Source organism: Streptomyces sp. LN549 (assembly GCF_043203805.1).
In the GTDB taxonomy this organism is placed as follows: Bacteria; Actinomycetota; Actinomycetes; order Streptomycetales; family Streptomycetaceae; genus Streptomyces.
The window spans coordinates 6,893,350-6,910,906 of sequence record NZ_JAZHRI010000002.1; the positions used below are offsets into that span (position 1 = coordinate 6,893,350).

Annotated in this window: 16 protein-coding genes; all 16 read left to right on the forward strand. The window is 71.0% G+C overall.

The window, feature by feature from the left end:
• Positions 1-34 precede the first annotated feature (34 nt).
• The 16 genes from SH922_RS30900 (at position 35) to SH922_RS30975 (ending at position 17,409) form a co-directional block, all read left to right on the forward strand.
• On the forward strand, positions 35-1,210 hold the full coding sequence (locus SH922_RS30900; RefSeq protein WP_393061599.1) for a Gfo/Idh/MocA family protein: 1,176 nt from the start codon (positions 35-37) through the stop codon (positions 1,208-1,210).
• Between the two features lie 126 nt (positions 1,211-1,336).
• The gene (locus SH922_RS30905) at positions 1,337-2,512 is read left to right on the forward strand and encodes a ricin-type beta-trefoil lectin domain protein (protein ID WP_393061601.1); all 1,176 of its coding nucleotides are present in this window, start codon (positions 1,337-1,339) and stop codon (positions 2,510-2,512) included.
• A gap of 328 nt (positions 2,513-2,840) precedes the next feature.
• Positions 2,841-3,839, forward strand: a complete 999-nt coding sequence (locus SH922_RS30910; protein ID WP_393061603.1) for an MBL fold metallo-hydrolase — start codon at positions 2,841-2,843, stop codon at positions 3,837-3,839.
• An 89-nt stretch (positions 3,840-3,928) separates the two neighbouring features.
• Positions 3,929-5,290 (forward strand): ATP-binding protein, encoded by a 1,362-nt coding sequence (locus SH922_RS30915; RefSeq protein ID WP_393061605.1) that lies wholly within the window; start codon positions 3,929-3,931, stop codon positions 5,288-5,290.
• Positions 5,287-5,712: a roadblock/LC7 domain-containing protein gene (locus tag SH922_RS30920; protein ID WP_393061607.1), complete on the forward strand. Its 426-nt coding sequence runs from the start codon at positions 5,287-5,289 to the stop codon at positions 5,710-5,712. Before SH922_RS30915 ends, SH922_RS30920 begins: the two co-directional genes overlap by 4 nt.
• A complete protein-coding gene (locus tag SH922_RS30925; RefSeq protein ID WP_393061609.1) occupies positions 5,709-6,062 on the forward strand; it encodes a DUF742 domain-containing protein in 354 nt (117 codons plus the stop codon). The genes SH922_RS30920 and SH922_RS30925 overlap by 4 nt, the downstream gene beginning before the upstream one ends.
• A complete protein-coding gene (locus SH922_RS30930; RefSeq protein ID WP_393061611.1) occupies positions 6,040-6,654 on the forward strand; it encodes an ATP/GTP-binding protein in 615 nt (204 codons plus the stop codon). Before SH922_RS30925 ends, SH922_RS30930 begins: the two co-directional genes overlap by 23 nt.
• Complete coding sequence (locus SH922_RS30935; RefSeq protein ID WP_393061613.1) at positions 6,651-7,913, forward strand: cytochrome P450; 1,263 nt, start codon at positions 6,651-6,653, stop codon at positions 7,911-7,913. Before SH922_RS30930 ends, SH922_RS30935 begins: the two co-directional genes overlap by 4 nt.
• Before the next feature lie 83 nt (positions 7,914-7,996).
• A complete protein-coding gene (locus tag SH922_RS30940) occupies positions 7,997-8,416 on the forward strand; it encodes a cell division protein SepF (RefSeq protein ID WP_393061615.1) in 420 nt (139 codons plus the stop codon).
• Positions 8,417-8,741: 325 nt separating this feature from the next.
• A complete protein-coding gene (locus tag SH922_RS30945) occupies positions 8,742-9,101 on the forward strand; it encodes a nucleotide pyrophosphohydrolase (protein ID WP_393061617.1) in 360 nt (119 codons plus the stop codon).
• Positions 9,102-9,226: 125 nt separating this feature from the next.
• Positions 9,227-9,763, forward strand: a complete 537-nt coding sequence (locus SH922_RS30950) for a DUF6099 family protein (protein ID WP_393061619.1) — start codon at positions 9,227-9,229, stop codon at positions 9,761-9,763.
• A gap of 117 nt (positions 9,764-9,880) precedes the next feature.
• Positions 9,881-10,804, forward strand: coding sequence for an LLM class F420-dependent oxidoreductase (locus SH922_RS30955; protein WP_393061621.1), 924 nt, complete (start codon positions 9,881-9,883; stop codon positions 10,802-10,804).
• 13 nt (positions 10,805-10,817) lie between these two features.
• Positions 10,818-11,813: a homocysteine S-methyltransferase gene (gene mmuM, locus SH922_RS30960; RefSeq protein WP_393061623.1), complete on the forward strand. Its 996-nt coding sequence runs from the start codon at positions 10,818-10,820 to the stop codon at positions 11,811-11,813.
• Positions 11,814-11,863: 50 nt separating this feature from the next.
• Complete coding sequence (locus tag SH922_RS30965) at positions 11,864-13,471, forward strand: 3' terminal RNA ribose 2'-O-methyltransferase Hen1 (protein ID WP_393061625.1); 1,608 nt, start codon at positions 11,864-11,866, stop codon at positions 13,469-13,471.
• Entirely contained in the window at positions 13,468-16,074 is a 2,607-nt protein-coding gene (locus SH922_RS30970; RefSeq protein WP_393061627.1) for a polynucleotide kinase-phosphatase, read from the forward strand. Before SH922_RS30965 ends, SH922_RS30970 begins: the two co-directional genes overlap by 4 nt.
• Positions 16,075-16,176: 102 nt before the next feature.
• Positions 16,177-17,409 carry an arginine deiminase gene (locus SH922_RS30975; RefSeq protein ID WP_393061629.1) on the forward strand — a complete coding sequence of 411 codons (1,233 nt, stop codon included), beginning with the start codon at positions 16,177-16,179 and terminating at the stop codon, positions 17,407-17,409.
• Positions 17,410-17,557 lie beyond the last annotated feature (148 nt).

Here is a 17,557-nt window from a genome sequence, read left to right on the forward strand (position 1 = left end):
CGCTCGACCAGTACATCCAGAGAAAGGGACTCCCGTGTCAGACCTGCGACTCGGTGTCATCGGACTCGGCCTGCGCCGTTCCATCGCGATGTCCGCCCACCACCCCGGACAGGGTTCGGCGATCACCGCCGTCTGCGACCTCGATCCCGACGTGCGCCGACGCGAGGCCGATCGATTCGGCACCGATGTCGCGGTCGAGGACTACAAGCAGCTCCTCGACCGGGACGACCTCGACGCGATCATCATCGCCACCCCGGACGACACTCACGAGGCCATCGCCATCGATGCCCTCCGGGCCGGCAAGGCGGTCTTCGTCGAGAAGCCGCTCGGGATCACCGTCGAGAGCTGCGACAACGTCCTGCGCGCCGCGTACGAGACCGGGACCCGGCTCTACGTCGGCCACAACATGCGGCACATGGGCGTCGTGCGGTTGATGCGCGACATCATCGCCCGCGGCGACATCGGTGAGCCGAAGGCCGTCTGGGTACGCCACTTCGTGGGCTACGGCGGCGACTACTACTTCAAGGACTGGCACGCCGACCGGACCCGTACCACCGGTCTGCTCCTCCAGAAGGCCGCGCACGACATCGACGTGCTGCACTGGCTGGCCGGCGGCTACACCCGGCGCGTCAACGCGCTGGGCGACCTGCTCGTCTACGGTGACCTGCCGCGTCGCGAGGCCGACACCCCGCGCCCGGCCAACTGGCTGCGCGAGTTCGACTGGCCGCCGACGGCCCGCAAGGACCTGCACCACATCGTGGACGTCGAGGACGTCTCCGTGATGAACATGCAGCTCGACAACGGCGTCGTGGCCGCCTATCAGCAGTGCCACTTCACCCCGGACTACTGGCGCAACTACACCGTCATCGGCACCGAGGGGCGGCTGGAGAACTTCGGCGACAGCCCCGGTGACGAGGTCAAGGTCTGGAACACCGGACCCAGCGGATACCGTGCCGACGCCGACATCACCTACCGGGTGCCGGAGGCAGGCGGCTCGCACGGCGGCGGGGACACCCGGATCATGGAGGAGTTCTGCCGCTTCGTGCGCGACGGAGGCGTCACCGACACCTCGCCGGTCGCCGCCCGGATGAGCGTCGCCGCCGGCGTCCTCGCGACCCGCTCCCTGCGTGAGGGCGGTGCACCGTACGACGTGCCGGCCCTGGACCCCGAGCTGGTCGCGTACTTCGAACGCGGGCAGGTCCGTTCCTGAGGATCTGACCGGGAAAGGCCGGACAGGGCCACGGCCCTGTCCGGTGGGTTTCACCGCAAGAAATGCACCGAGCCGGTGCATGCAAGGCAACGATCCCATTCCCCCCATCAGAAGCAGGTGCAACGCATGACTCTGCGCCACTTGTTCGGAACGATCACCGCCACCGCCGCAGCAGCCGCTCTGGCCCTGCTCGGCACCGCGGCCCCCACCCAGGCCGCGGGCATCGGGACGACTCCCGGCACTTACACCAACTACTCCTTCTCCGGCGCGCCGAAGCTGACCGAAGTCACCTGGTCCACCACCGTCCTGCACGACCCCGGATACCAGGCGAACATCTTCTGGAGCCACCAGTTCGGCTTCGACCAGGGCAATGGCGCGTACATCGGGATGCAGTCCAACGGAGGGTCGAGCCGGGTGCTCCTCTTCTCCGTCTGGGACACCTCCGAGGCCAAGGCCGGCTCCACCGGGAGCTGGTGCCAGGGCTTCGGAGGTGAGGGCGAAGGCATGAGCTGCCGGCTGAATCTCGACTGGACCGCCGGCCACCGCTACACCTTCAAGGTCGCGGCCGAGGGCGACGGCTGGTTCGGCGCCACCGTCGCGGACACCGCGACGGGTGCCTCGTACAAGCTCGGCAGCGTCAAGACCCCGGCCACCGCCATCTCGCCCACCGGGATGGTCGACTGGACCGAGTACTTCGAGTGGAACGACTCCCGCGCCAACTGCTACGACCAGCCGTTCAGCGATGCCCGCTTCGGGGTGCCCACGGCCAACGGAGGCACCGTCACCGGCGCGGTCTCGGGTACGTCGAGCAGCGCCAACGCCTGTGCTTCGATGACCCGGACCGACGTTGTCGCCGGTTCCACGGTGCAGAACCTCGGCATCGGCAACTCGGTGCGCGGCGCGGTGACCGGGCTGGGCACGAAGTGCCTGGATGCCTCAGGAGGAGTCGGGGAGGGTGCCGTCGCCAACCTCTACACCTGCTCGGGCGGCGACAACCAGGCCTGGGTGAGAGCGGCCGACGGCACGCTGCGACTGACGTCCAGCTACTGCCTCACCGCGGACGGCACCGGTAACGGCTCAGCCGTACGGATACGCGACTGTGCCGGATCGGGCGCGGGCGGTGCGGTCACCGATCCGGCCAAGCAGTGGACGTACAGCAGTTCCACGCACGCACTCGTCAACAAGGCGTCGGGCCGCTGCCTCGACGTCCCGGGGAGCGACACCACGAACGGGGCCGCGCTCGACCTGTGGGACTGCCACGGCGGTGCCAACCAGCAGTGGAACGTGCCCGCGACCTACTAGGACGTCCTGAGTCACAAGCCCCCGGCGGGGCCGCCTCCAGCGGTCTCACCCGGGGGCTTTCGGCGTCTTTTTCCAGCCATGCTCGGTGGGTAGTCGGCCCCTTCCGGTTTGACGGCGGTCCGTCGCGCATCGGTGACGGGGGTGAGTACGTCAGGAGGATTTCTTCAGCTCTGTCCGGATGATCCCCCGTGGCGACCGGCTTCGCTGCTCTCGTACGGTCACCGGCGGGCCGTCCCTGAAGCGGCGGAGGGGTGATTTCACGCCAACAACGTCCTGTCGTGGCGGGTTTCGAACGCGCGACCGGATCGCGGTCGGCATAATCGCGTCCATGTCGATCACAGGTGGAGACGTCGTTGACCTGGGCCGGGGCCTGTACGCATGGCTCCCGCCGAAACGGGGTTGGGGCCTGGCCAACTGCGGCCTGCTCGTCTCACCCCGTGGCGCGCTCTGGATCGACACCCCGTACGACACGGTGCTGGCGGGACAGTTCCTGGCCGAGAGCACGAAGCTGCTGCCCGACGGTGTCTCCATCGACCGCGTGATCGTCACGCACGCCAACGGGGACCATTTCTGGGGCGCCGGAGTGCTCCCGGACGCGGAGATCATCGCGACCCGCGAGGCCCGGGAGCACATCCACTACGAGCCCACTCCGCAGCAGCAGCACGCCCTGGTCAACGGCAGCGATCCGGCCACCGCGCTCGGCGCCTACCTCGGGCGGCACTTCGGCCCCTTCGACTGGTCGCAGACCGATCCGGTCCGGCCGACGACCTACTTCACCGGGGAACTCGAACTGACCCTGGGGGAGTACCCCGTCCGGATCACGGCCCTGCCGTCCGCGCACACGACGGGGGACCTCATGGTCCACCTGCCCGCGCAGGGCGTCGTGTTCAGCGGAGACATCATCTTCTCCTCGACCCCGCAGCAGCCGGGCGACCACCCGATCCACTGGGCCGGCCCGCTGAGCAATGTGATCGCGGCCTGCGAACAGGTACTGGCCACCGGTGCGGAGACCGTCGTGCCGGGCCACGGGCCGGTGCTGGACCGGGCCGGCGTACGCGACCACATCGTCTACCTGGACTACGTGCGCGAGCGTGCCCACGCCTTCCACGCCGCCGGTGTACCCGCCGTCGAGGCGGCCCGCCGGGTGATCGGCGAGGGGCGCCACCCCGAACTGGGCCTCCCCGAGCGGCTGGTGGTCACGATCGGCAGCGAGTACCGCCAGCTCGACGGCTCCGAACTCCCGAGCGTGCTCCAGGTCATGACCGATGTCGCAGCGGTCGCACAAGAAGTGGAGCAGGCCCGTGAGACGGCAGGCCGGGCGGACTGACCACCCGGTCCTTCGCCGCCCCGGCCAAGGGACCGGCTTCCGCCGCCCCGGCCACAGGACCGACCCGACGACAGAAACGCGGTAACGGCATGGCATGGATCGTGGCGGTGGTCGCCGTCATAGCCGCCGTGGCAGCAACGGCACGCTCGTACCAGGCCGCCCGCTCGGAACAGCTGGCCGTGGCCCACGCAGAGCTGGCCGAACGCCAGGCGAAGGCCGCCGAGGCCCGGACCGCGGCCCTCGTCGACGAGATCCGGCAGCTGGCGCGCAAGCGGATCCCGGCTGCCGCGCTCGCCCTCTCCCACCCCAGCGCCCAGGTCCCCGGGCTGCGGGAGGCGGCCGAGGTCGACGGGGGCGCGGCCCGGCTGCTCACCGAGGCCGTGCAGGCGGCCAGGACCGCGGTCATGGAGGAACGGCAGCGCGTCGACGCGGCCGCCCGAGCGGCGATGCGCGGCACCTCGGCCAAGATCCAGTCCCTGCTCAACCAGTCCCAGCAACTGCTGCACGAGCTCCAGCACGAGTACGACGACCCGCGCATCCTGCAACTGGACTTCCGCAACGAACTCGCGCTGCGCCGCACCCAGGCCACCGCCGTGCTCTGCGACGCATGGCCCGGCCTCGCCCGGCAGAGCTCACCCCTCGTCGAGATCGTGCTCGGCGCGCAGTCCCGGGTCGCCGGCTACGAGCGGATCAAGGTGGCCAACCACCTGCGCGACGAGCGGCTCGCGCTCGCCGCCCGGGCAGCCGAACCCCTCGCGATCGCGCTGGCCGAACTGCTCGCCAACGCCACCGCCTACTCGCACCCCGACACCGACGTGCAGGTGACGGTCCAGCAGAGCGGCGGCCGCGGAGCGTTCCTGGTGGTCGACGACGCGGGCATCGGGATGGACGAGGACGCGCTCGACCGGGCCCGCACCCTGCTGGCCGGGCCCTCCGAGGTCCTCCTGACCGAGCTGGGTGACCCGCCGCAGACCGGGTTCGCGGTCGTCGGCCGGCTGGTGGTGCAGTACGGCTTCCACTGCCACATCGAGGCCTCGCCGTTCGGCGGCATGCGAACGATCCTGCGTGTCCCCGCACACCTGCTGACCGTGCTGGAGGACGACCACACCCTTTCCGTCCTGGCGCCGGTGCCCGTGTCGGCGGCCCCTGCCCCGGACCGGCCGGCCGCCCCCGCGGAACCCGCACCGGAGGCACCGCAGCCCGCCGCTGCAGGCTCGGGGCTGCCCAGCAGGCGCCGCCGCGCGCCGCGTCCCGCGCCGGCCGCCAAGGCCCCCGCCGCCCCGCCCGCCGAACAGGTGTCCCGTACACCTGAGCAGGCCGAGTCTTCCTGGGCGGCACTCCAGCAGGGCACCCTGATCGGCAGGAGCGTCGCCGGGCGGGCTCCCGCACCGGATTCGGACGGCCACGACCACCTGGGCGACCAGGACGAGCAAGGAGACGACGAGAAGTGAGCGCCCCTACTCCCACCACCGGTGACCTCGCATGGGTGCTGACCCCGCTGCTGGAACTGCCCGGAGTCCAGCACGCCGTGGTCGCCACCGGCGACGGTCTCGTCGAAGGCGCCTCGCCCGGCCTCGACCGGGCGTCCGGCGAACGCGTCGCCGCGATGACGGCCACGCTGCACGCCGCGGCCCGCGCCTTCACCATCGCCTTCACCAACGCGGAGGCCCCGCAACTGGCCCAGACCGTCGTGGAGTCGGACCTGGGCTTCGCCATCGTCGTACCGGCGGGGAAGAACACCACGCTCGCCCTGTTCGCCGAACCCGGCGCCAAACTCGGCGACATCGCCTACCAGATGCAGGTGCAGGTCACCGCGCTGACGAGGGCGATGCACGCGCCCGCCCGCCAACCGGACACCGACCCACGGCCATGACCGCCGGCCCAGGACGCCGTCTGATCCCCGCCTACCTCGTCACCGGAGGCCGGTCCCGGCCCACCGGTCCCACGCTCGACCGGCTCGCCGTGCTCGTACGCACCGAGGAGGTCCTGCCGCAGGACACCGGTTCCGAGCAGCGCAGGCTGTGCGAACTGCTGGAGCCCGGCGCCCTCACCGTCGTCGAGTGCGCGGCCCATCTGGACCTGCCGGTCAGCGCCACCGTATTCCTGGCCACGGACCTCGCGGCCGCCGGACTTCTGCTCACGCGACCGCCGATACCCAGTGCCGGGGAGATCGACCGGTCGCTCGTCGAGAGGCTGCTCGTTGGACTCCGCTCCCTCCACTGACCGGACGGGCGTCGGCTATCTGCCGGCGACCGCCCGGACCCTGATGAAGCTTGTCGTCACGGGTCCCTTCGGCGTGGGCAAGACGACCCTGATCCGAACCCTCTCGGAGATCCCCACGCTCCACACCGAAGAGGCGATGACCCAGTCCAGCACCCTGCTCGACGACACGGCAGGACTGCCCGAAAAGACCACGACCACGGTCGCCATCGACTTCGGGCGCCTCACCGTCCTGGACGACCTCGTGCTCTACATGTTCGGCACGCCCGGCCAGGAGCGGTTCCTGCCGCTCTGGGAGGACATCGCGCGCGGGGCCCTGGGCGCACTGGTCCTGGTGGACACCCGCCGGCTCGCCGACTCCTTCGCCGTCATGGACATGGTCGAGGAACAGGGGCTGCCGTACGCCGTCGCGGTCAACCGCTTCCCCGATGCCCCCGCCCACAGCGACGAGGTCCTGCGCAAACACCTCGACCTCGCCGCCGGGACCCCGCTGGTCCAGTGCGACGCGAGGGAGCGACGCGGCAGCATCGACGCCCTGATCGCGCTGGCCGAACACGTGCTGACCCGACTGCCGCAGCCCGAGGACCCGTCATGACACCGTTTCCGCAGCCGCCGCAGCCTCTGGCGCTGTACGGCCCCGACTTCGCGGCCGACCCGCACGGCCACTACCGCAGACTGCGCGAACACGGCCCCCTCGCGCCGGTCCGGATCGCCCCCGATGTCGAGGCGATGCTGGTCACCGACTATCAGGCGGCCGTCGACCTGCTGCGCGACACCCACACCTTCAGCAAGGATCCCCGCACCTGGCAGGCGACGGTCCCCGCGGACTCGCCGGTGCTGCCCGTGCTCGGACACCGCCCCACCGCGCTGTTCAGCGACGGCCCGGAGCACGCCCGCTATCGCGACGCCATCAACGACACCCTGGCCCTGATCGAACCGCACATCCTGCGGGCCGAGGTGGCCAGGGTGGCCCAGCAGCTCATCGGTGAGTTCGCCGCCACCGGCAGCGGCGATCTCATCGCCCAGTACGCCCGACGGCTCCCGCTGCACGTCTTCGTCACCTGGTTCGGCGTCGACCCGAAGGACGGCGAACGGATCGTCGACGGCGTCGGCGGCATGATGAACTCGGCCCAGGGCGCCGCCGCCGCGTACGCCGACCTGGTCGACGTCGTCACGCGTCTCGTCGCCGACCGGCGGGCCCGGCCGCGCCGCGACCTGGCCTCGTACTTCCTCGCCCATCCGGCCCGTCTCGACAACGACGAGACTGTGCGTCAGATCACGTTGCTGATGAGCGCGGGCCATGACCCGGCGACGAACCTGATCGGTAACGCGACCCTGCACATGCTCACGGACGAGCGGTACGCGGGCTCGCTGCACAGGGGTGCGATGACCGCCCACGAGGCGATCAACGAGGTGCTGTGGCAGGATCCGCCGATCGCCAACCTGGCGGCGCACTACCCGCGCCATGACACCGAGTTCCACGGGGTCCGGCTGCGCGCCGGGCAGCTCGTCCTGGTCTCCTTCGGGGCGGCCAACACCCAGTCCGGCCCCGCCACTTCGGACGCCGGCGTCCGGTCCGGGGGCAGTGCCCACCTCGCCTGGTCGGCGGGGCCCCACCGGTGCCCCGCGAAGCAGCCCGCACTCCTCATCGCGATGACCGCGATCGAGCAGCTGACCAGCCAGCTGTGCGATGCGGAGCTTGCCGTTCCGGTGAGTGAACTGCTGTGGAGGCCCGGTCCGTTCCACCGCGCCCTGGTGCACCTTCCGGTACGTTTCACACCCCTGGACACCACCGCGTCCGCGGGCCAGGACCGGGACCGCGCGGGTGAGCCGGCCGTTCCGATCGGCTCCTGAACCGTGTCGCTGGTAGGCCGAACGGGTGAGGGGCGAGAGAATTGCCCGATGAACAGTGAGCGCAGCCGGCGCAACGCCAACCGATGCACAGACGGGGTGGTCCGGTGAGCAGGTACGACAGGTATGACGTCACGGACGAGCAGTGGGAGGGGCTGGCCCAGGTCGTACCGTTGCGCAGCCGCAACGAGTGGCCGTCCCGGGTCGACCACCGCACCGTCCCGGACGAGCGGGAGAGCGCCGAGCAGCGGCGCATGGTGGTGCTGCGGGTCCAGATCTTCGCGGATGCGCGCGAGGTCGCCGAGTACCTGGTCGCGCAGATTCCGGTACTCCTCGATCTGACCAGCGCGGAGCCCGACGTGGCCAAGCGGATCCTGGACTTCACCAGCGGGGTCGTCTTCGGTCTGGGCAGCGGAATGCATCGCGTCGACCGTAACGTCTTCCTGCTGTCGCCCATCGGCATGGAGGTCGAGGGCGTGACGGCGGCGGGCGTACCGGGGGCATAGACCGACCGGTCCCGGCAGGTCCCGACCGGTCCCGGCAGGTCTCGGCCGGCCACGTCGGTCTCGGCAGGTCTCGGCAGGTCTCGGCAGGTCACGTCGGTCTCGGCAGGTCTCGGCAGGTCTCGGCAGGTCACGTCGGTCTCGGCCGGTCTTCCGGCGGGGCGCCGTGGCACCCGGTACGGCGTCATCTCCGGTGCGCCGTGACCGGGTGCGGCCCGGTGGGCCGCCTGCCCGTGCGGATCCCGTGGCCGGTGGACGGCGCTGCCTCCGTATACGGGGCCGATTCCGTACGCGGGGCGCCCGGAGCGGCAGTGGTAGACCTGGGGCCGTGACAGAACTCGACGTACGGACGCTCCAGCAACGGCTCGCAGCATTCGCGGCCGCACGGGACTGGGGGCAGTACCACACCCCGAAGAACCTCGCGTCGGCGCTGAGCGTCGAGGCCGCCGAACTCATGGAGATCTTCCAGTGGCTGACGCCGGAACAGTCGGCGCGGGTCATGGAGGACCCCGGAACGGCGCCCAGGGTCGCGGACGAGGTCGCGGACGTTCTCGCCTACCTGCTGCAGTTCTGCGAGGTGCTGGGCATCGACGCGCTGGCGGCGCTGGCGGCGAAGATCGACCGGAACGAGGGGCGCTTCCCCGTGTCGGAGCCAACGGATCCTCTCTTCCGTCACTCTTCGGAGTGATCGACTTGTTCACAGTCGACTTCGTGTCCACAGATTTCCGAAATCCCCTGGCCTTTCGGTACCACCGCCCTCACTGTGGGTAATGAAAGAGGTGAGTGGGTTTTCGCGTCGAACGGGGGCAACGGATGGAAGCGGAGCGGCTTGTAGCAGTCATCCGGCGGGCGCTGGCACAGAGCCGGGGCACGCCGGACATCATCGCGGAGGCCTGGCAGGCGCAGGCGCTGGCACAGGCGATCGGGAGCCGGCTGGCGGCGAGCGGCCCCAAGGAGTTACGGGGCGAGGCGTGCGGACTCAGCGAGATCGGTGGGCGGAGCAACGGGGCGCTGGACCACCCGGCGGCCCGGGCCGGTGTGGCCCGGGCCGCGCAGCTCTCCGAGGTCGCCGATCCACGAGCGGCCCTGACCGGCCTGGGCGCGCTGCTCGGGGAAGTGGGGATAGCCCTGGTCCAAGTGGCGTGCGAGACGGATGAACAGGGCCTGTACTGGCAGTGCATGGAGGCGATCGACGCCGCCGACGAGTCGACGGACCGGGTGCACGGAATGCTCCGGCTGCTCGACGAGCGTGACCGGGAGCGTCTGGAGGATCTGGAGCGCGGCAGGGAGCGCGACGGCCCGCACGGTGTGCTGCACGGACCGGTGGGACCCGCGACCGACATCGGCTGAGCATCCGGCACCGGCACCCGGCACCTGATACCCGGCACCGGCCCGCCCGGGGGCGCGGTGGCGTGGAGAAGGTGGCGGGAGGGGAACGCGCGGCGTCCGGAGGTGCAGGATGGAGGTATGGATCTTCGAATCTTCACCGAGCCCCAGCAAGGGGCGAGCTACGACACACTGCTCACCGTCGCGAAGGCGGCCGAGGACCTCGGTTTCGATGCCTTCTACCGATCCGACCACTATTTGCGCATGGGACAGGGGGACGGCCTCCCCGGCCCGACGGACGCATGGATCACGCTGGCCGGGCTGGCGCGCGAGACCAAGCGGATCCGCCTCGGCACCCTGATGACGGCGGGGACGTTCCGGCTTCCCGGTGTGCTCGCCATCCAGGTGGCTCAGGTCGACCAGATGTCCGGCGGCCGCGTCGAGCTGGGCCTGGGGGCCGGCTGGTTCGAGCAGGAGCACAAGGCGTACGGCATCCCCTTCCCCAAGGAGAAGTTCGGCCGGCTGGAGGAGCAGCTGGCGATCGTCACCGGCCTGTGGGCCACCGAGGCCGGCAAGACGTTCAGCTACGACGGTACGTACTACCAGCTCACGGACTCGCCCGCGCTGCCCAAGCCCGCGCAGGCCAAGGTGCCGGTGCTGATCGGCGGACACGGAGCGAAGCGGACGCCGCGGCTGGCCGCTCAGTACGCCGACGAGTTCAACATCCCCTTCGCGTCGCTGGAGGACAGCGAGATGCAGTTCGGCCGGGTCCGGGCGGCGGCCGCGGAGGCGGGCAGGCGGCCGGACGATCTGGTGTACTCCAACGCCCTGGTCGTCTGCGTCGGAAAGGACGACGCGGAGGTGGCGCGCCGGGCCGCCGTCATCGGACGGGACGTGGCTGAGCTGAAGGCGAACGGACTGGCCGGCTCGCCCGCCGAGGTGGTCGACAAGATCGGCCGTTTCGGAGCGATCGGAGCGTCGCGCATCTACCTCCAGGTGCTGGACCTCGATGACCTGGAGCACCTGGAACTGATCTCGTCGCAGGTCCAGTCCCAGCTCAACTGAGAGAGGAGCCTCTGTGTCCCCCGCCCGCCATTCCGGCCGACCTGTCGGGACGTCCTCTGCCGGGACTCCCTCCCGCACTCTCGCTGCCGCGCTCGCGGAGGGCACGGTCCTGCTCGACGGCGGACTCTCCAATCAGCTGGAGGCGCAGGGCTGCGACCTCTCCGACGCGCTGTGGTCGGCCCGGCTGCTCGCCGACGGGCCGGGGCAGATCGAGGCGGCGCACGCGGCGTATGTGCGGGCGGGCGCGCAGGTGCTCATCACCTCCAGCTATCAGGCGAGCTTCGAAGGGTTTCGGCAGCGCGGAATCGGGCGGGCGGAGGCGGCAGGGCTCTTCGCCCGCAGTGTGGAGCTGGCCCGTCGGGCGGCAGAGGCGGTGGAGCAGGACGTCTGGGTCGCCGCCTCGGTCGGCCCGTACGGGGCGGTCACGGCGGACGGGGCGGAGTACCGGGGCCGCTACGGGCTCACGGTCCGGGAGCTGGAGCGCTTCCACCGCCCCCGGATCGAGGCCCTGGCCGCCGCCGGCCCCGATGTGCTGGCGCTGGAGACGGTGCCGGACATGGATGAGGCGCAGGCGCTGTTGCGGGTGGCGGGGGAGTGCGGGCTGCCGGTCTGGCTCTCCTACACCGTGGCCGGAGACCGGACCAGGGCCGGCCAACGGCTGGAGGAGGCGTTCGCCCTCGTCGACGGGGAGGAGTGTGTGGTGGCGGCAGGGGTGAACTGCTGCGATCCGGCCGACGCGGACGGGGCGGTCCGTGCGGCGGCGCAGGCGACCGGGAAGCCGGTCGTCGTCTATCCGAACAGCGGTGAACGCTGGGATGCGGGGGCGAGGGGATGGGCCGGGGGTGCCACGTTCGACCCCGGCCGGGTCCGGGCGTGGCAGGACGCCGGTGCGCGGCTGGTCGGCGGCTGCTGCCGCGTCGGTCCGGCCACCATCGGGGAACTGGGCGCGCAACTCGGCGGGGGAGGGACGGCAACCGAGCCGGGGAGGAGGAACAACCGAACCCGGTGAGCGACGAAAATGCCTGGTGAGGGCGAATGAAGCGGACCATACTCGGACGCGTGTTCCTGACGATCAGTACCACCGGCACCCCGGAGCGTCCCGCCACCGATCTCGGCTTCCTGCTGCACAAGCACCCCGAGAAGGCGCAGACGTATCCCACCTCCCATGGCATCGCGCACGTCTTCTATCCCGAAGCGTCCGCGGAGCACTGCACGGCGGCGCTGCTGCTGGAGGTGGATCCCGTGGCGCTGGTGCGGCGGGGCAAGGGCAAGGGCCGCGGCGGCGCCCCCGACGCGGCACTCGCGCAGTACGTCAACGACCGCCCCTACGCCGCGTCCTCGCTGCTCGCCGTCGCGATGAGCACCGTCTTCAAGTCCGCGCTGAGCGGCACCTGCAAGGCGATGCCCGAGCGGGCGGCGGCGCCGATGCCGCTGCGGATCGAGGTGCCCGCCCTGCCGGCCCGTGGTGGTGCCGAGCTGGTGCGCAAGCTCTTCGGGCCGCTCGGCTGGTCGCGGGTGGACGCGGTGGCCGTACCGCTGGACGAGCAGTTCCCCGAGTGGGGGGACTCGCGGTACGTACGGCTCGTGCTGGAGGGCGAGTTGAGGCTCGCGGACGCGTTGCGTCAGCTGTACGTCCTGCTGCCGGTGCTCGACGACGCCAAGCACTACTGGGTGGCGCCGGACGAGGTGGACAAGCTGCTGCGGGCCGGCGAGGGCTGGCTGGCCGACCATCCGGAGCAGAAACTGATCACCAGCCGCTATCTGTCGCGGCGATGGGGACTGACCCGGCAGGCGATGCAGCGGCTGGAACTGGTGCGGCTCGCCGAGTCCGACGACCTCGACGTCGAGAGCATCGACAACGCCGTCGACGAGACGGCCGACACCGAGGAGCGGCCGGTGCCGCTCGCCGAGCAGCGCAGGGCCGCGATCCTGGCGGCGCTGACCGCTGCCGGGGCGAGCCGGGTGCTCGACCTGGGCTGCGGTCAGGGCCAGTTGGTGCAGGCTCTGCTGAAGGATGTGCGCTTCACCGAGATCGTCGGCGTCGACGTCTCGATGCGCGCCCTGACGATCGCCTCGCGGCGGCTGAAGCTGGACCGGATGGGGGAGCGGCAGGCTGCCCGTGTGAAGCTCAGGCAGGGCTCGCTCACGTACACGGACAAGCAGCTCAAGGGGTATGACGCGGCGGTGCTGAGCGAGGTCGTCGAGCATCTCGACCTGCCGCGGCTGCCGGCTCTGGAGTACGCGGTGTTCGGCGTGGCCCGCCCCCGCACTGTGCTCGTGACGACGCCGAACGTCGAGTACAACGTCCGCTGGGAGACCCTCCCGGCCGGGCACGTCCGGCACGGCGACCACCGCTTCGAGTGGACGCGGGCCGAATTCCGGGCCTGGGCGGGCGAAGTGGCTCTCAGGCACGGGTACGGGGTGGAGTTCGTCCCCGTGGGCCCCGACGACCCCGAGGTGGGTCCGCCCACCCAGCTGGCCGTGTTCACGATGACCGCGGCCGACGGGCCCGGCAGGACGGATGGGACCGAGAGGTCCGACGCGGCGGAGAAGCCCGACGCGGCGGAGAAGCCCGACGCGGCGGAGAAGCCCCGCGCGACCGCGACCGCGAACGCTGACGAGACCGAGACGCCCGACAAGAGCGAGAAGGAGGCGAAAGCCGCATGAGCAGTACCAGCGACACCACCAGCGACACCACCAGCGACAGCACCGGTGGCAGCACCGCGCGTGTCCTGCCGGTGACCGACCTCTCCCTCGTCGTCCTCATCGGGGCGAGCGGCTCGGGCAAGTCCACCTTCGCCCGCAGGCACTTCAAGCCGACCGAGATCATCTCCTCCGACTTCTGCCGCGGCCTGGTCGCCGACGACGAGAACGACCAGGGCGCCAGCCGGGACGCCTTCGACGTCCTGCACTACATCGCGGGCAAGCGCCTGGCCGCGGGACGGCTGACCGTCGTCGACGCCACCAACGTCCAGTCGGAGAGCCGCCGCCAGCTGGTTCAGCTGGCCCGGGAGCACGACGTGCTGCCCATCGCGATCGTCCTCGACCTGCCCGAAGAGGTCTGTCTCGCGCGCAACGCGGCCCGCCCGGACCGTGCCGACATGCCCCGTCACGTCGTCCAGCGCCACCGCAGGGAGCTGCGCCGCTCGCTGCGCGGCCTGGAGCGCGAGGGTTTCCGCAAGGTCCATATCCTGCGCACCGAGGAGGAGGCCGAGCACGCCGAAGTGGTCCTGGAGCGCCGTTACAACGACCTCCGCCACCTCACCGGCCCCTTCGACATCATCGGTGACATCCACGGCTGCAGCTCCGAACTGGAGACCCTGCTCGGCAAGCTCGGCTACGTGGAGGGCTCGCACCCCGAAGGGCGTACGGCGGTGTTCGTCGGCGACCTCGTCGACCGCGGGCCCGACAGCCCCGGCGTGCTGCGCCGCGTCATGTCCATGGTCTCGGACGGCAACGCGCTCTGCGTTCCCGGCAACCACGAGAACAAGCTCGGCCGTTACCTCAAGGGCCGCAAGGTCCAGCAGACCCACGGGCTCGCCGAGACCATCGAGCAGCTGGAGCGGGAGGACACCAGGGACCCGGAGTTCCGGGAGCGCGTCCGGCAGTTCATCGACGGCCTCGTCAGCCACTACGTGCTGGACGAGGGCAAGCTGGTCGTCTGCCATGCCGGTCTGCCCGAGAAGTACCACGGACGCACCTCCGGGCGGGTCCGCTCGCACGCGCTCTACGGCGACACCACCGGCGAGACCGACGAGTTCGGGCTGCCGGTGCGCTACCCCTGGGCGGAGGACTACCGCGGCCGTGCCACCGTGGTCTACGGCCACACCCCCGTGCCCACCACCTCCTGGATCAACAACACCATCTGCCTGGACACCGGGGCCGTGTTCGGCGGAAAGATGACCGCGCTGCGCTGGCCGGAGCGTGAGCTCGTCGACGTCCCGGCCGAGCAGGTCTGGTACGAGCCCGTGAAGCCGCTGACCACCGAGGCGCCGGGCGGCCGGGAGGGCCGGCCGCTGGACCTCGCCGATGTGCAGGGCCGCCGGGTCGTGGAGACCCGGCACATGGGCCGGATAGCGGTGCGCGAGGAGAACGCGGCAGCTGCGCTGGAGGTCATGAGCCGGTTCGCCGTCGACCCCCGGCTGCTCGCCTACCTTCCGCCGACCATGGCACCGACCGCCACCTCGCACGAGGAGGGTTACCTGGAGCACCCGGCCGAGGCGTTCGCGCAGTACCGGGCGGACGGCGTGGCCGAGGTCGTGTGCGAGGAGAAGCACATGGGCTCCAGGGCCGTGGCCCTGGTCTGCCGGGACGCGGACGCGGCACGCGAGCGCTTCGGGACCGGCGACTTCGGCGAGGGCAGCCCGACGGGGGCGCTGCACACCCGCACCGGACGGCCGTTCCTGGACGACCCCGCGCTCACCGAGACCGTGCTCGGCCGGCTGCGCGCCGCCGTCACCGCCGCCGGGCTGTGGGAGGAGTGGGACACCGACTGGGTGCTGCTCGACGCCGAGCTGATGCCCTGGTCCCTGAAGGCGGCCGGGCTGCTCCGCTCGCAGTACGCGGCGGTCGGTGCCGCATCCGGCGCCGTCTTCCCTGCCGCCGCCGGGGCGCTCGCGGCGGCGGCGGCACGCGGCATCGACGTCGGTGCGCTCGCGGAGCGGCAGCGGGGCCGGGCGGAGGACGCGGCCGCGTTCACCGAGGCCTACCGCCGCTACTGCTGGAGCACCGAAGGGCTGGACGGGGTGCGCCTTGCGCCGTTCCAGATCCTCGCCGTGCAGGGCCGCTCGCTCGCCTCCGTACCGCACGACGAGCAGCTGGCCTGGCTGGACCGGCTGGTGGAGCACGACCCCACCGGTCTGCTCCAGGTCACCCGGCGGCTCGTCGTCGACACCGCCGACGAGGCGTCGGTCCGCTCCGGTGTCGACTGGTGGCTGGAGATGACCGGCCGGGGCGGCGAGGGAATGGTCGTCAAGCCGCTCGGCGCGCTCGTCAGGGACGGGAAGGACCGCCTCGTACAGCCCGGGATCAAGGTGCGTGGCCGGGAGTACCTGCGGATCATCTACGGCCCCGAGTACACCCGCCCGGAGAACCTGGACCGGCTGCGCGGACGCTTCCTCGGCCACAAGCGGTCGCTCGCCCTGCGCGAGTACGCCCTGGGCCTGGAGGCCCTGGACCGGCTGGCCGAGGGGGAGCCGCTGTGGCGGGTCCATGAGGCGGTGTTCGCGGTCCTGGCGCTGGAGTCGGAGCCGGTGGACCCCCGGCTGTAGTGCCGCACCGGCGGGCCGGGACCGTGAGGGGTCCCGGCCCTTCGGTAGAACCTGCTGGCGATTCGCCGGGTGAACGGTGTCCCGCGCGGTGAGGATGAGGGCATGGGATTCCATGTCGACTCCGAGGCCGGGCGGCTGCGCCGCGTCATCCTGCACCGCCCCGATCTGGAACTGAAACGGCTTACTCCGGGCAACAAGGACGCGCTGCTCTTCGACGACGTGCTCTGGGTGCGCCGGGCCCGCCAGGAGCACGACGGCTTCGCGGACGTGCTGCGCGACCGCGGGGTGGAGGTGCACCTCTTCGGCGACCTGCTCCGGGAGTCGCTGGAGATTCCCGTGGCCCGACGGCTCGTGCTGGACCGGGTGTTCGAGGAGAAGGAGTACGGACCGCTGGCGACCGAGCACCTGCGGGCCGCCTTCGAGGAGCTGTCCACCGCCGACCTCTGCGAGGCCCTGGTCGGCGGGATGACGAAACGGGAGTTCCTGGAGCGGTACCGCGAGCCGACCTCCGTGCGCTTCCACGTCATGGACCTGGACGACTTCCTCCTCGAACCACTGCCCAACCACCTCTTCACCCGCGACACCTCGGCCTGGATCTACGACGGGGTCTCCATCAACGCCATGCGCTGGCCGGCCCGGCAGCGCGAGACCGTCCACTTCGAGGCGATCTACCGCCACCACCCGCTCTTCACGGGCCCCGATGCGGGCGCCTTCCACCACTGGTCGGAGGGACAGGACGACTACCCCTCCACCATCGAGGGCGGCGACGTCCTCGTCATCGGCCGGGGGGCCGTGCTGATCGGAATGAGTGAGCGCACCACCCCACAGGCGGTGGAGATGCTGGCCCGAGGCCTCTTCGACGCCGGGTCCGCCCGGACGATCGTGGCGCTCGACATGCCCAAGAGCCGGGCCTTCATGCACCTCGACACGGTGATGACGATGGTCGACGGGGACACCTTCACCAAGTACGCGGGCCTGGGCATGCTCCGCTCGTACACCATCGAACCCGGGGACGGGCCGCGCGATCTCAAGGTCACCGACCATCCGCCCGAGCACATGCACCGCGCCATCGCCGAGGCACTGGGACTGGACGAGATCCGGGTCCTGACCGCCACCCAGGACGTGCACGCGGCCGCGCGTGAGCAGTGGGACGACGGCTGCAACGTGCTGGCTGTCGAACCGGGTGTCGTCGTCGCCTACGAACGCAACGTCACCACCAACACCCATCTGCGCAAGGAAGGCATCGAGGTCATCGAGATCCGCGGCAGCGAACTGGGCCGGGGCCGGGGCGGGCCCCGCTGCATGAGCTGCCCGGTGGTCCGGGACCCGGTGTAGGCGGGGTGCGCGTCGCGGAGGTGGGTGGCAGTCCCGCGGGTGTTCGGTTCAGCGATGCCGCACGCCTGTACGGCGATGCCATGTTTCTGTATAGCGATGCATTGCATCGTATAGACTTCCAGGGTTACCGTATGCGTCCCCGTCCGAC